At 38.7% G+C, this 13,374-nt stretch carries 13 protein-coding genes, 2 pseudogenes and 1 other annotated feature (1 of these 16 running past the window's edge); of the genes and pseudogenes, 11 read left to right on the top strand and 4 right to left on the bottom strand.

Annotation, left to right across the window (positions count from 1 at the left end; genetic code table 11):
* Positions 1-129: a binding site (T-box leader), on the top strand; it begins 91 nt to the left of the window's first position.
* A gap of 400 nt (positions 130-529) precedes the next feature.
* Entirely contained in the window at positions 530-1,774 is a 1,245-nt protein-coding gene (gene tyrS / locus ABC371_RS04050; protein ID WP_412895676.1) for a tyrosine--tRNA ligase, read from the top strand.
* Positions 1,775-1,815: 41 nt separating this feature from the next.
* Here the strand turns inward: tyrS and ABC371_RS04045 are convergent, their stop codons facing one another.
* The gene (locus tag ABC371_RS04045; protein WP_412895675.1) at positions 1,816-2,652 is read right to left on the bottom strand and encodes a CAP domain-containing protein; all 837 of its coding nucleotides are present in this window, start codon (positions 2,650-2,652) and stop codon (positions 1,816-1,818) included.
* 173 nt (positions 2,653-2,825) lie between these two features.
* A complete protein-coding gene (locus tag ABC371_RS04040) occupies positions 2,826-3,341 on the bottom strand; it encodes a DUF3231 family protein (RefSeq protein WP_412895674.1) in 516 nt (171 codons plus the stop codon).
* A gap of 167 nt (positions 3,342-3,508) precedes the next feature.
* Between ABC371_RS04040 and kynB the strand changes: the two are divergent.
* Positions 3,509-4,128, top strand: a pseudogene (gene kynB / locus ABC371_RS04035) (arylformamidase).
* Positions 4,129-4,200: 72 nt separating this feature from the next.
* On the opposite strand, the gene ABC371_RS04030 reads toward kynB, so the two are convergent.
* Positions 4,201-4,350, bottom strand: coding sequence for a hypothetical protein (locus ABC371_RS04030; protein ID WP_189655342.1), 150 nt, complete (start codon positions 4,348-4,350; stop codon positions 4,201-4,203).
* A 296-nt stretch (positions 4,351-4,646) separates the two neighbouring features.
* On the opposite strand from ABC371_RS04030, the gene nagE reads away from it, so the two are divergent.
* From nagE to ABC371_RS04005, 5 genes are all read left to right on the top strand, one after another.
* The gene (gene nagE, locus ABC371_RS04025; protein WP_412895673.1) at positions 4,647-6,092 is read left to right on the top strand and encodes an N-acetylglucosamine-specific PTS transporter subunit IIBC; all 1,446 of its coding nucleotides are present in this window, start codon (positions 4,647-4,649) and stop codon (positions 6,090-6,092) included.
* A gap of 170 nt (positions 6,093-6,262) precedes the next feature.
* A complete protein-coding gene (gene nagA / locus ABC371_RS04020; protein WP_412895672.1) occupies positions 6,263-7,432 on the top strand; it encodes an N-acetylglucosamine-6-phosphate deacetylase in 1,170 nt (389 codons plus the stop codon).
* Positions 7,433-7,434: 2 nt separating this feature from the next.
* Positions 7,435-8,229, top strand: a complete 795-nt coding sequence (gene nagB / locus ABC371_RS04015) for a glucosamine-6-phosphate deaminase (protein ID WP_412895671.1) — start codon at positions 7,435-7,437, stop codon at positions 8,227-8,229.
* On the top strand, positions 8,186-8,908 hold the full coding sequence (locus ABC371_RS04010; RefSeq protein WP_412895670.1) for a GntR family transcriptional regulator: 723 nt from the start codon (positions 8,186-8,188) through the stop codon (positions 8,906-8,908). The genes nagB and ABC371_RS04010 overlap by 44 nt, the downstream gene beginning before the upstream one ends.
* 14 nt (positions 8,909-8,922) lie before the next feature.
* Positions 8,923-9,840, top strand: a complete 918-nt coding sequence (locus ABC371_RS04005) for a DUF7916 family protein (RefSeq protein ID WP_412895669.1) — start codon at positions 8,923-8,925, stop codon at positions 9,838-9,840.
* Positions 9,841-9,861: 21 nt separating this feature from the next.
* On the opposite strand, the gene ABC371_RS04000 is transcribed toward ABC371_RS04005, so the two are convergent.
* Positions 9,862-10,299, bottom strand: coding sequence for a VanZ family protein (locus tag ABC371_RS04000; protein WP_412895668.1), 438 nt, complete (start codon positions 10,297-10,299; stop codon positions 9,862-9,864).
* Between the two features lie 140 nt (positions 10,300-10,439).
* Between ABC371_RS04000 and ABC371_RS03995 the strand changes: the two genes are divergently transcribed.
* The 4 genes and pseudogenes from ABC371_RS03995 to ABC371_RS03980 all read left to right on the top strand — a co-directional run bounded on the left by ABC371_RS03995 (position 10,440) and on the right by ABC371_RS03980 (position 13,080).
* On the top strand, positions 10,440-10,838 hold the full coding sequence (locus tag ABC371_RS03995) for a rhodanese-like domain-containing protein (protein WP_412895667.1): 399 nt from the start codon (positions 10,440-10,442) through the stop codon (positions 10,836-10,838).
* 340 nt (positions 10,839-11,178) lie between these two features.
* Positions 11,179-11,310 (top strand): annotated as a pseudogene (locus ABC371_RS03990) (MerR family DNA-binding transcriptional regulator); the annotation flags it as partial.
* Positions 11,311-11,316: 6 nt separating this feature from the next.
* Positions 11,317-11,580 carry a MerR family transcriptional regulator gene (locus ABC371_RS03985; RefSeq protein WP_412895666.1) on the top strand — a complete coding sequence of 88 codons (264 nt, stop codon included), beginning with the start codon at positions 11,317-11,319 and terminating at the stop codon, positions 11,578-11,580.
* 177 nt (positions 11,581-11,757) lie between these two features.
* Entirely contained in the window at positions 11,758-13,080 is a 1,323-nt protein-coding gene (locus tag ABC371_RS03980; RefSeq protein WP_412899272.1) for a hemolysin family protein, read from the top strand.
* The last annotated feature ends 294 nt before the right edge of the window (positions 13,081-13,374 follow it).

Here is a 13,374-nt window from a genome sequence, read left to right as displayed (position 1 = left end):
TACCTCCTTGAGCTTTCTTTGTGAACACGAATCGGAAATTAGCAAAGAACGGACGAACCGTTATTCGAATGAAGCGGAAGATAGATATCTTCAAACAAGGGTGGTACCGCGTGCAACCACGTCCCTTTTTTTAGGGGCGTGGTTTTTTATGTGGTTTTTGGGTTGAGGAAGTGACTCAAGGACAAAAGCAGGTTGAGCGCAGGCTGAATTGTCTCTGACGGGTTATCTCGGAGACAAAAGTGATTTGGACAAAGGTAGTAGTGTCTTTGAGAGGCGGCCTCGCGGACAAAGCGGGTTGGGCACAGATTGAAATGTCTCTGATAGGTTATCTCGGAGACAAAAATGAGTTGAGCGAGGTAAGAAGTGTCTTTGAGAGGTGGTCTCGCGGACAAAAGCGGGCAAAGCTTAGGCTGAAATGTCTACAATCAGTTGTCTCAAAGAACAAAGTCCATCTTGACCGATATTTCCTAAATCGAAAATCCTTATAAGAAAGCCATTTTTAAAAATCACAAACTAGGAGGAAAACCAAATGGAGAATTTTATCGAACAATTAACAGATGAACAAAAAATAGAACTAGAAAGACAGTTTGCCATTTATTCAAATGGGGTACAGGAAATAGTCCCTGCACATGAACTAAAACAAAAAATCGCCAAATCGATTGTGACCAACCAACCGCTAAAAGTAAAACTAGGTCTTGATCCATCTGCGCCAGATGTACACTTAGGACATACCGTGGTGTTAAACAAATTAAAACAATTCCAAGAAAACGGACATGTCGTCCAGCTTCTAATCGGTGACTTTACAGGAAAAATTGGAGACCCAACTGGTAAATCCGTTGCTCGTAAACAGCTCACAGATGAAGAAGTGAAGCATAATGCAAAAACATACTTTGAGCAGTTTGGAAAAGTCTTAGACATGGAGAAAGTTGAGCTTCACTATAATTCCAAATGGCTATCTACCTTGAACTTCGAGGATATTATAAATTTAGCAGCAAGTATAACAGTTGCTCGTTTGCTTGAAAGAAATGATTTCTCTGAACGTTTAGCGACAGGCAAGCCCATTTCGCTTCATGAATTTTTCTACCCATTAATGCAGGGCTATGATTCTGTTGCACTCGAAAGTGATATTGAATTAGGTGGAAATGACCAGCACTTCAACGTGTTAATGGGAAGACATTTACAAGAACATTTTGGTAAAGAAAAACAAGTTGTTATTCTTCTTCCATTATTAGAGGGACTTGATGGCGTTGAAAAAATGTCTAAGTCAAAAGGGAACTACATTGGCGTAGATGAGGCACCAAATGATATGTACGGAAAAACGATGTCCATCCAGGATGAAATGATGGCAAAATACTTTGATTTAGTAACGGACTTATCTCTTGAAGAAAAGAATGAAATCAAAGTGAACATCGAAAATAGTACGCTTCACCCACGTGATGCAAAAATGTTTCTTGGTAGAACGATTGTAAGAATGTATCATGGTGAAGAAGCGGCCCAGCAGGCTGAAAATCATTTTAAAACAGTCTTTCAAAAAGGAGTAATTCCAGAAGACATTCCAGAAGTTACTTGGTCAGGAGAAAATACAATTTCCATTATTGATTTACTTGTTCAGTTGGATTTACAAAAATCCAAAGGGGAAGCAAGAAAAATGATTCAAAACGGTGGCGTCAAACTAAATGGCGAAAAAGTGGAAGATATTCATTTAGATGTGGAAATAATAGACGACATGATCGTTCAAGTCGGAAAGCGCAAATTTGTAAAAATTAAGAAGTAATAAATAATGGGGCGACATTTTATAATGTCTGCCCCACTTTTTTATTTTCCAATAAACATTTGTGACCAGTAGTTGCCACTTGCTTGGTGGCCAACTCCTATATGTGTGAAGTTTGGATTCAAGATGTTTTTACGATGTCCTTCACTATTCATCCAAGCGTTTACAACAGCCTCAGGAGATGCTTGTCCTTTGGCAATATTTTCACCAGCCGTCTTGTACGAAACCCCAAAGTCCCTCATCATATCAAACGGAGATCCGTAAGTAGGACTCGTATGGGAAAAATAATTTTTTTGCTGCATGTCATTTGCTTTGGTCTTTGCGACTTTGCTTAATGCTGTATCCGTCTGAAGGGCAGGTAAACCGTTTTTCTTACGCTGTGCATTTGTAAGGTCAATTACCTGTCTTTCAAAATTACTAACTCCGCCCGTAGCAGGTGCTGGTGCAGGAGTAGCAGGCTGCTGAGTGGCAGGCTGACGATTTTGTTCAACAGGTGGTGTTTGCCCTGTTGGATAATTTGGTGCCGGTGCTACGTTATTCGGTGCTGGTACCGCATTATTTGGACCACCTGTAAATTGATTGTACCCATTCGGAACTACGTTCGTTCCGTTTGGCGTTACTACGATTTTTTTGTTAATGAAACGAAAATATTTTTGTTCGCCTTGTGTGTTCTGAACACTTGTAGTATGTGGATACTTATCGCTTGACGTTGTCGTGCGATAAGGATGGTCTTGTTTTATGAGATAGCCGTTATTCACATTTTCTACATTTGCTGAACGGTTCGTATCAGTATCATCTGCCGCATTGTTGTTATTACACGCGGATAATAAAAGCATCGCAGACCCCAGAATCGCTATACCTGTTTTTGTAAATCTTTGCAATCTAAATTCCTCCTTTGCATGATTCGATTTACTTTTATATTTTGCTACTTCCTTTAAGAAAGTATGGATGGTAATTAAAGAGAGAGGCAGAAAAACCGTTATGACAAATGAAAAATGCTAAAATTACCATAGAAAAAGGCAGCTCCGTATTGGATCTGCCTTTCAAAGAATCTTTAGCATCCCTCAGCTTTATTGATATGAAGCGGAGGAGGAACAAGCCACCCTTTTTCTTTGTTTAAACGTAACATTCTTAGACCAAACTGAGCTTTCTTCATATGGAATTGCCCATACATTGCAGCAATATCCTCACGAATGGACTGTCCCATGATGGTACTACATGCAACTAATCCTGCAGCAATATCGACAGAAACCTTAGCTGCAATTTCAGGGTCTAGAAAACGAGCGCCAGGAGGGATGTTCTCAAGACATGCATTAGGTCGCTCTGGAGGTGCAGGAGGTAGTCCTACTCCATTTTCCTTTAACAACGTTTCAACTTCTTCAATCTCTAGTTTGATTCCATTTTCAATAATGTCTTCCAAAAGTTTCTTTAAATCATCGTCACCGGTATGACTTAGTAACGTTTGGTAGGCAGAAACCATCCCTTTCGCTGCTAATAAGTGAGACCATACGGCAAAGACTTCACCATAATGCATCGGTTCTTCTTTCGGATTTCCACTTAATATTCCCATAATAAACCTCCTTAAGGGTTGCTTTTTTATACATATCACCTTCTTTTTGAGATGACATTTCTAGAATCTCCGCAAGATATCGTTTTATGTTAAGAATAAAATGACAGATTTGTTAGACCAAAATCGTATACTAAATAGGAGAGAAAATATAGGTAGAGGTGAATAATATGAAAGTTATTGATATTTCGCAGCCGTTAAGTCATGCAACACAAGAATGGCCGAATGACACGCCGTTTGAATACAAACTATCTTGGTCCATTAAGGAAGCTTCAACAGTTAATGTAGGAAAAATCACAACAAGCACCCATATTGGTACACATATTGATGCACCTTTCCACTTTGATAACGATGGAAAAAAAGTGCATGAACTAGAACTTGATCTATATGTGGGGAAAGCACGAGTAATTGAGGTAACGGGAATAAAGGAGATTGGAATAGAGGACATTAACAGATTTGATTTAAAGGGTGTAAGACGATTATTAATCCGCACCAATTCTTGGGAAAATCGAAGCCAATTCCCGACAACGATTACAAGCATAAAACCAGAGATTGCTGCATTTCTAGCTGAAAATGGAATTCAATTAATTGGGGTAGACACGCCATCTGTTGATCAGGTGGATAGCAAAGATTTACAAGCCCATCATCAACTACAAAAGCATGGCATATATATTCTTGAGGGGATTGTTTTAGATGATGTGGAATCAGGTGATTACGAATTAATTGCCCTCCCACTTCAATCGAAGGGGCGGATGGGAGTCCAGTACGTGCCGTACTAAGAAGCATATAGGGGAAACACAGTAAAATCCATTGTTTCGAAACAATGGATTTTTTTAACCTTTAGGAAAGGAGGGATATGTAATTAAGAAGCAAATGGTATGAGATCATTCTGATTTACAAGTTCTACCTTAAAGAGAAATTCCATTTGTTTAATTTCATACATTCCATTTTCATAAACATATAGAACTTCGTACAAATCGTTATTATAAACAACCTTATCGCCTTGTTTCATGGAATACCTCCTAATCAATTGCTTATCCATAGTGTAATATAATGAAATCCCATCATCTATACGCCTTTAGTAATATTGTAGTAGATAAAAATGCTGATTTTTTGTCATAAATACCTTAAAACTGGTATAGACAACTAAACCCCCTGGTGTTAAAATGAGTTGCGGTAAGTATTCTGCCTATTTTTTGGTTACACTAACGTGTAAGCGTTGCCTGTAGTTGCATTCATGATTTTATTTTTGAAGTTAGAGGACCAAAGAATAGAAGGAAACTACAAAATAGAGGAGGAATTATCATCATGATGAAGTATCTTCAAAAACTTGGTCGTTCATTGATGTTACCAGTTGCTGTATTACCAGCAGCGGCGATTTTGATGGGTATCGGGTATTGGATTGACCCATCGGGCTGGGGCGGCGGAAGCCCAATTGCAGCTTTCTTAATAAAAGCTGGAGGAGCCATTATTGACAATATGTCAATTCTATTTGCGGTTGGTGTCGCTTTAGGAATGTCGAAAGATAAAGATGGATCTGCGGCATTAGCTGGTTTGGTTGGATACCTAACTGTTACAACTTTACTTGCAACAAACACAGTAGCAATGCTTCAAGGGGTGGACCCAACTGAAGTAAATGCAGCATTTGGAAAAATTGAAAACCAATTTATAGGTATTATCTCTGGTATCATCGCTTCGGTCATGTATAATCGCTTCAGCGAGGTACAATTACCAGATGCATTGGCTTTCTTTAGTGGAAAAAGACTTGTTCCAATTATGACATCTGTAGCAATGCTGGTTGCATCTTTAGTCCTATTATTTGTATGGCCAGTTATCTATTCAGGATTAGTTGCATTTGGTAAGGGTATTATTGATTTAGGTGCAGTTGGTGCTGGTTTATATGGATTCTTTAATAGACTATTAATTCCAACTGGTCTTCACCACGCGTTAAACTCTGTATTCTGGTTTGATGTAGCGGGTATTAATGATATCAATAATTTCTTAAGTGGTTCAGGTGAAAAAGGTGTTACTGGTAGATACCAAGCTGGTTTCTTCCCAGTGATGATGTTTGGTTTACCAGCAGCAGCACTTGCCATGTATCACACAGCTAAAACAGCAAGAAAGAAACAAGCTGCATCTTTATTAATGGCAGCGGCTTTCGCAGCATTTTTCACAGGAGTTACAGAGCCACTTGAATTTGCGTTCATGTTCTTAGCTCCAGCATTATATGTTGTACACGCTGCATTAACTGGTATTTCATTATTTATTGCAGCAACATTCCATTGGACTGCAGGATTTGCGTTTAGTGCTGGTTTTGTTGACTTTTTCTTAAGTCTACGAAATCCTATCGCAAATCAACCTTGGATGTTATTAGTACAAGGACTTGTAATCGGGGTCATTTATTATGTTCTATTCCGTTTCTTAATCGTTAAGTTTAATCTTAAAACACCTGGTCGTGAAGATGATGAAGTTGTCGAAACAACTACTCAAGCAGACGGAAAGACAAAATTCGCAGCTATGGCGTCTCAAATTTATGAGGGCTTAGGCGGAGACGAGAACGTAACATCAGTTGATAACTGTGTAACTCGTTTACGTTTAGAAGTAAAAGATATGGATAAAGTCGATCAGCAAAAAATTAAAGCAACTGGAGTTCCAGGAATCAACGTTGTTGGTAAAAATAGCATTCAAGTTATTGTAGGAACAAACGTACAATTCGTTGCAGACGAAGTCCATAAAATTCGTAAAGAAAAATAAAAATAAGGGACTGTTCCACATAGGGACGGTCCTTCCTTCTTTAAAAGGAACACAATAATTTTATGATAAGATGGGAAAAGTATAGAAAAATAACAAATAATATAGTGGTATAGACAACTAGTCAAGACTAACGATATACTTAAGTAAGAAACGTAAAAGGAGTCCTTAACATGTATATATCAAATCTAACTATATATTCTGAAGATGGTATCCTTGAAAAAGGATTTATTGAAATTGATGGAGAAAAGATTAAGAGGGTTGGCCCGATGGCCGAATTCCAACCAAGTGATAAAGATGAAGTCATGACTTTTGATGATTCATATTCACTCATTCCAGGCATGATTGATTTACATATACATGGGGCTGGTGGTGCCGATGTGATGGATGCAACCCCTGATACATTAGAAACCATGACAAATATGTTGCCAAAGGAAGGTACAACAAGCTTTCTTGCGACAACAATGACGAAGACAAAAGCCGATATTGAAGCTGCAATTGCAAATATTGCTGATTTTATGCCAAAACAACATTCAGGACATGCTGAAGTATTAGGTGCGCATTTAGAGGGGCCATTTTTATCTCCGAAAAGAGCGGGAGCACAGCATCCGGATAATATCATTAACCCAGATGTAGAGCTGTTCAAAAAATGGCAATCCTTATCAGGTAACAATATTCGACTTGTGACATTAGCACCAGAGGAACCAGGAGGACTTGAGTTAACATCACATTTGAAAAACACAGGAGTTGTTGCCTCTATTGGTCACTCAGATGCGGTGTATGATGAAGTTGAAGCAGCGATAGAAGCTGGAGTTACCCATGCTACACATTTATTTAATGGCATGCGAGGTATTCATCATCGGGAGCCAGGTGTAGCAGGTGCTGTACTTTTACATGATGAGGTAAAATGCGAAATGATTGTCGATGGTATTCATATCGCACCAAAAATGGTGAAGTTTGCATATAAGAATAAAGGGAGTGAAGGCTCCATTCTTGTAACCGATGCAATGCGAGCAAAATGTCTAGGTGCAGGAACGTATGACTTAGGCGGTCAAGAAGTAATTGTGAATGAGGAAAGAGCTGTATTAAAAGATGGAACCTTGGCGGGAAGTATTTTAAAATTAAATGATGCAGTTCGAAACATGATGAAATTCGCTGATTGCTCTCTTGAGGACATAACCGTCATGACAGCTGTTAACCCAGCAAAGCAAATCAATGTGTTTGACCGAAAAGGAAGCATCAAAGCTGGTAAAGATGCAGATATCGTCATAGTGAATGAACAATTAGAGGTAATCATGACATTTTGTCGTGGAAAACTTGCGTATTCAAATAGGGAGGGATAATAATGAAGGTTGTAGCTGTAAAGAATTTTGAAGAAATGAGCCAATTGGCAGCAGCCATGATTTCACATCAAGTAAAAGAAAAACCAAACTCGGTACTAGGTCTTGCGACTGGTGGTACTGTAGTGGGAACATATAAGGAGTTAATTAAGGACCACGAGCAAAATAAGACGTCCTATGAAAACATTCATACCGTTAATCTGGATGAATATTTAGGGATCGATAGGAACCATGAAAATAGTTATTATCATTTCATGATGGAAAACCTTTTTTCACATATCAATATTAATCAAGAGAATACCCATATTCCAAACGGGTTGGCAACTAATTATGAAGAGGAAAGCCAAAAATATGAACAGACTATTTCAGATTTAGGTGGAGTCGACCTTCAGTTACTTGGTATTGGCGTAAATGGACATATTGGCTTTAACGAGCCTGGTACACCTTTCGATTCTGCAACTCATGTAGTCGAACTCGAAGAATCAACGAGACAAGCAAATAAGCGTTTTTTCAATAGCATCGAAGAAGTTCCAACACATGCTGTTACAATGGGCATTGCAACCATTATGAAAAGTAAAAAAATCCTATTGCTTGTATCAGGAAAAACAAAGGCTGAAATCCTTGAAAAAGTAATTAATGAAGGCATCACTGAAACGATTCCGGCTACTGTTTTAAAGAATCATCCTGACGTTACGATTATTGCAGATGAAGAGGCACTTTCATTAGTGGATGATGCAAAAAAGAGGGAATTTGACCGTGATAAAGAAGAGTTCACCCGTACCTATTTACTTTCAAATTGAACAGCGAATTCGCGAGAAAATTGAAAAAAAAGAGCTGAATCCAGGTGAGATGATCCCTTCTGAAAGAGAATTTGCCGAAAAGTTTCAAATCAGTCGAATGACCGTTAGACAGGCCATCAATAATCTCGTCAATGAAGGTTATTTACAACGTGTACGAGGAAAAGGGACCTTTGTGACTGTCAAAAAATTCGAAAAGAATACCCAGAGATTAACAAGCTTCTCAGAGGACATGCGCTCAAGAGGACTCGAACCAGGTACAGAGGTTCTTAGCTTTAGCAGTATAGAAGCAGACTCTTTAATCGCCTCCCAACTTAAGGTAGACAAAGGAGCCGAGGTTTACCAAATTGAACGATTGCGACTTGCGGACCAGCAGCCGATCGCCTTTGAAGTTTTTTATATGTCACAAGAACTTGTGCCAGGTTTAACCAGGGAAGTAGCTGAACATTCCATATTTAAATATGTTGAGGAAAAGGGACTACATATTACGTCTGGAGTTCAGGAACTGGAAGCAACAACTGCCCACAAACGCGAGGCTTCTGCGTTAGGGATCAAGGTAGGAGCGCCAGTCCTGTATATCCAACAAATTTCATACCTTGAGGACCAGCAACCCCTTGAGTTTGTTAAATCCTATTACCGAGCTGACAGATATAAATATAAAGTAGAAATGATTCGAACATAATAGGAGGTTTCATCATGAAACGACTTTTAGATTGTACAGCCTCAGATTTCAGAAAAATGAACGGACAAGATCTCAAACAATCCATTAAGGCCTCAGAGGGAAGGGTTATTTTATCAGAAGTAATTGGTTCCTTTCAGCCTATCTATCCGGCCGTTACAAATGCGGAAATGGCGTCAGCATTTGGTGCCGATCTCTTGATTTTTAATTATTTTGATATCTTTTCACCTTTTGTTGAAGGCTTTGAAGCCGGGGAAGGTGAATCCATCGTTGAAAAGCTTAAGGAGCTTACCGGCAGACCAATCGGCTTAAATTTAGAGCCTGTGGACCCGAACGCACAGCAGCTTGAAAAATTAAGTCAACTTCCCAAAGGACGTTTGGCGACAGAGGAATCCTTACGTGAAGCGAAGAAACTAGGCTTTGACTTTGTTTGTTTAACTGGAAACCCGAAAACGGGTGTTACAAATAATGAAATTGTCGTCGCGATTAAGAAGGCGCGTGAAGTATTCGGTAGTGAAGGTCTTATTATTGCGGGAAAAATGCATGGTGCAGGGGTTGCCAATGAGTCTGGAAGTGGAATCATTTCCGATACAGCATTAGAAAGCTTTGTGGATGCAGGAGCAGATGTGATTTTAATGCCTGCACCTGGAACCGTTCCAGGAATCACGCTTGAAACAACGGAAAAAAATGTCCGTCTTGTTCATTCCAAAGGGGCATTGGTGATGCTAACAATTGGTACAAGCCAAGAAGGTGCCGATGAAGCAACCATTCGTCAAATTGCGTTAACAAGTAAAATGGCAGGTGCGGACATCTATCATATTGGGGATGCTGGTTTTCATGGCATCGCAATCCCTGAAAACATTATGACGTATTCAATCGCGATTCGTGGAAAACGCCATACTTATGTACGAATGGCAGCATCCGTCAATCGATAAAAGGAGATGAGGTACTTGACCTCATCTCCTTTTTTTACGTCGCCTCAAGAGCTTCAATAAAATAAAGCCTATCACAGCCCCTATTGTATTCAAAATAATATCATCCACATCAAAGCTTCCTAGTTTGCTAAAAAGCTGAAGAACTTCAAGAGAAAAAATGCCTAGGATAAAAGCAATAAGAAATAGCAAGAAATTTGAAAGCTTCGGGAAAAGAATCGGAAGCACAATCCCAAATGGTACAAAAACGCCAATATTTCCTGCGATATTAATGATCCAGATGTGAAAAGGAAAATGATCATAATACGTAAAATAATTTTTAATCGTTGAAAAAGGCGATAGGTTATACCGGAATTCTCCGCCCTTTGTCCGAAAATATGCAAAAAACATCCAATAGATAAGAAATAGTGTATAAGTGATAAACACCGTACCAGCAAAAAAACGTTTTAAAGCCTGCCCCAATTTGTAGATTCCCCAATCCCTATAACATTTTTCTAGTCTACTCTACCGCAAATAGGAGGCATTGTCACATGAGATTTTTCGTTTCCTCCATATTTCGATTATAATAGGAAAATAACGTGTGTGAAAAGGGATGTTGAAAAATGGATACAATTACTTGGCTACAAATTGGATTAGGGGTTATTTTTGTTATTTTAATTTACGACTCTTTTAGACCTGTAAAAAACCTAGAACACTTATCGGAAGCGGATTTTAAAGAGAAAGTGAAAAAACCAAAAGAGATTACGCTTATCGATGTGCGTAACCCTTATGAATACCAAACAAGCCATATTAAAGGGGCCGTTAATTTTCCTTTATCTAAAATTAAACGAAACAAGGTAGAAATTCCCACAGATAAGGACATTATTATATATTGTCAAACAGGGATACGAAGCAAGCAGGCTGCAAAAGTGTTAAGAAGAAGGCATAAAGATTTACCATTATCCCATTTGAAGGGCGGCCTCTATAGTCTAAAAGCACAGGCTACGCCTGGACAAAAGTAAAAGTAAAATAAACAAACCGTACAGAAAAAACCATCACGTTTGACTGTACGGTTTATTATACATATAATAGAAGAATAGAAGTCTGATAGAAGAGTGAGTTCAAAGGAGGATGAAAAGGACCGAGAAGTTCGAGGCGGCGCAGTTTTGAGTAGCGGAACGTATGTAGTGAATACGTGAGCAACGAAAAAACAAGCCAACGAGCTTCCACAGGATGTGGTGACTTCGACGTTCGACACAGGACGTGTCGGTAGTTAGTCGAAGTTCCTCTACCGATGTGTCATTTTCACCGGACATTTGAACATCCTTTAGAAGGGGTGATGTCGTTGGGAAGTTATACCGTATTGGAGAACTAGCAAAAGAAGCAAATGTATCAAAGCGTACAATTGATTATTACACACAGCTTGGTATTCTAACTCCTGAACGATCTGACTCGAACTATCGGTTCTATAGTGATGAGGCTGTGGAAACTCTTCATCTCGTGGCACAGTATAAGGAGTTAAACATCCCTTTACTTGAAATCAAGGAAAAGGTAGAGCTTATCCACACAAGTCGTGTGGAGCAAGAGAAGGTCTTGAAGTACACACAGACTCTTTCGAAGCGAATGGAGTATTTAGAAACAGAACTAAAAGAAATGAAGCCCATGCTCGATTCTCTTTCAGAAGAGCAACAAAAATCTGTGTTGAGTAAGATGTCCACACAAAGCGCGACACTTGCAAAATTACTCATGGTTCTGTTCACTTGAATGTAAACTATGAAACTTACAGAATGAAAATTCATTCTTAAAGAATAAAAAATCATTGTCATAAATACTTTGTATAAACAACATTAATGTAATATGAAAAACTTACCTATTTAGGAGGTGTAATCCTTACTCGCCTCTCGCGTGTAAGGAAACTATTTGGAGATATTTAATTTGGTCATGGTTGCAATTTTGATTGCGTTAACTGCCTTTTTTGTGGCGTCGGAGTTTGCGATTGTAAAGATTAGAAGTACTCGGATCGACCAACTCGTACAAGAAGGGAACAGGAGCGCAATTGCTGCTAAGACTGTCATCTCAAACCTGGATGAATACCTGTCTGCATGTCAGTTAGGTATTACAGTAACAGCTTTAGGACTCGGTTTTCTTGGAGAAACAACCGTTGAGGCTATACTTCATCCAATATTCGGTATGTTAAACATACCAACTTCATTTTCAAGTGTATTATCAATTGCTTTAGCGTTCCTGATCATTACGTTTCTACATGTAGTAGTCGGGGAGCTTGCACCAAAAACAATCGCAATTCAAAAGGCAGAAAGAATTACCCTATTCTTTGCTAGACCATTAATCTTTTTTTATAGATTGATGTATCCATTCATTTGGGTATTAAACGGTTCTGCTCGCTTGTTAACTGGATTATTCGGTTATAAGCGAATATCAGAACACGACATTGCCCATACAGAAGAAGAATTGCGCCTGATTTTATCTGAAAGCTATAAAAATGGTGAAATTAACCAGTCTGAATATAAATATGTAAATAATATCTTTGAATTTGATGATCGCGTAGCAAAGGAAGTCATGGTACCTCGGACCGAAATTATTGCCCTTGATAAGGAAAAATCAGTCCAGGAGATTTTAGAGATTATGACGAGTGAGAAGTATACTCGTTACCCAGTCGTTGATGGTGATAAGGACCATATTATCGGTCTGGTTAACTTAAAGGAACTCCTTACTGATGTGGTTACAGGCAAGGGTGCAAATGGAAAGACAATTGAGGATTATACGAGACCCATTATCCATGTGATTGAATCAATTCCTATCCAGGAATTATTGGCAAAAATGCAAAGAGAACGCGTCCACATGGCGATCTTAATTGATGAATATGGTGGAACCTCTGGATTGGTGACGGTTGAGGATATTATTGAAGAAATCGTTGGGGAAATCCGCGATGAATTCGATACGGATGAAAAACCGGCCATCCAAAAAATTAACGATACGACTACCATCTTAGATGGTAAGGTCTTGATCGGCGAAGTCAACGACTTGTTTGGGTTGAAAATAGATGATACGGATGTGGATACGATTAGTGGCTGGATTTTAACAGAACAAATTGACATCCACCCTGGTGACAAAGTACCATATGGAGACTATGAATTTAGAATCATCGAGATGGACGGTCACCATATCAAATCACTTGAAATCAAAAAAATCATCCAACAAGAACATATCTACACCATTGGCCAAAGCGCCAGTGCCCTAGAATAATCATGCAAAAGCCTTGACGGTTCCGCCGTTAAGGCTTTTTTGGTGATTGGAAAATTAGGAACGCGCAATTCTTGCTGTTTTAAGCGCAATTATTTAAAATAAGACGCAATTATCTCAAGTAACGCGCAATTATGGATTGTTAAAACGCAATTCACTGATTTAAAGTATAGCCATCCTACCATTTCTACTTGGAAATTTAGATACAAGCCTAGACAGACACTTTTCTAAACATATGTAATAAATTATAGAAATGTTATGTAATTGTTATATAATATAAACGCGTTAATGTTAAAA

Origin of the sequence: Bacillus jepli (assembly GCF_047238305.1) — a bacterium.
In the GTDB taxonomy this organism is placed as follows: Bacteria; Bacillota; Bacilli; order Bacillales; family Bacillaceae_L; genus Ferdinandcohnia.
This window is presented reverse-complemented; position numbering and strand designations above follow the sequence as displayed.

What these genes read in the sequence shown, in the direction of transcription:
- ABC371_RS04030 (WP_189655342.1), bottom strand. Translation starts at nt 4,350, where the DNA reads ATGAAACAAGGCGATAAGGTTGTTTATAATAACGATTTGTACGAAGTT.
- ABC371_RS04040 (WP_412895674.1), bottom strand. Translation starts at nt 3,341, where the DNA reads ATGGGAATATTAAGTGGAAATCCGAAAGAAGAACCGATGCATTATGGT.
- ABC371_RS03980 (WP_412899272.1), top strand. Translation starts at nt 11,758, where the DNA reads ATGGTTGCAATTTTGATTGCGTTAACTGCCTTTTTTGTGGCGTCGGAG.
- nagA (WP_412895672.1), top strand. Translation starts at nt 6,263, where the DNA reads ATGTATATATCAAATCTAACTATATATTCTGAAGATGGTATCCTTGAA.
- ABC371_RS04005 (WP_412895669.1), top strand. Translation starts at nt 8,923, where the DNA reads ATGAAACGACTTTTAGATTGTACAGCCTCAGATTTCAGAAAAATGAAC.
- tyrS (WP_412895676.1), top strand. Translation starts at nt 530, where the DNA reads ATGGAGAATTTTATCGAACAATTAACAGATGAACAAAAAATAGAACTA.
- nagE (WP_412895673.1), top strand. Translation starts at nt 4,647, where the DNA reads ATGATGAAGTATCTTCAAAAACTTGGTCGTTCATTGATGTTACCAGTT.
- ABC371_RS03995 (WP_412895667.1), top strand. Translation starts at nt 10,440, where the DNA reads ATGGATACAATTACTTGGCTACAAATTGGATTAGGGGTTATTTTTGTT.
- nagB (WP_412895671.1), top strand. Translation starts at nt 7,435, where the DNA reads ATGAAGGTTGTAGCTGTAAAGAATTTTGAAGAAATGAGCCAATTGGCA.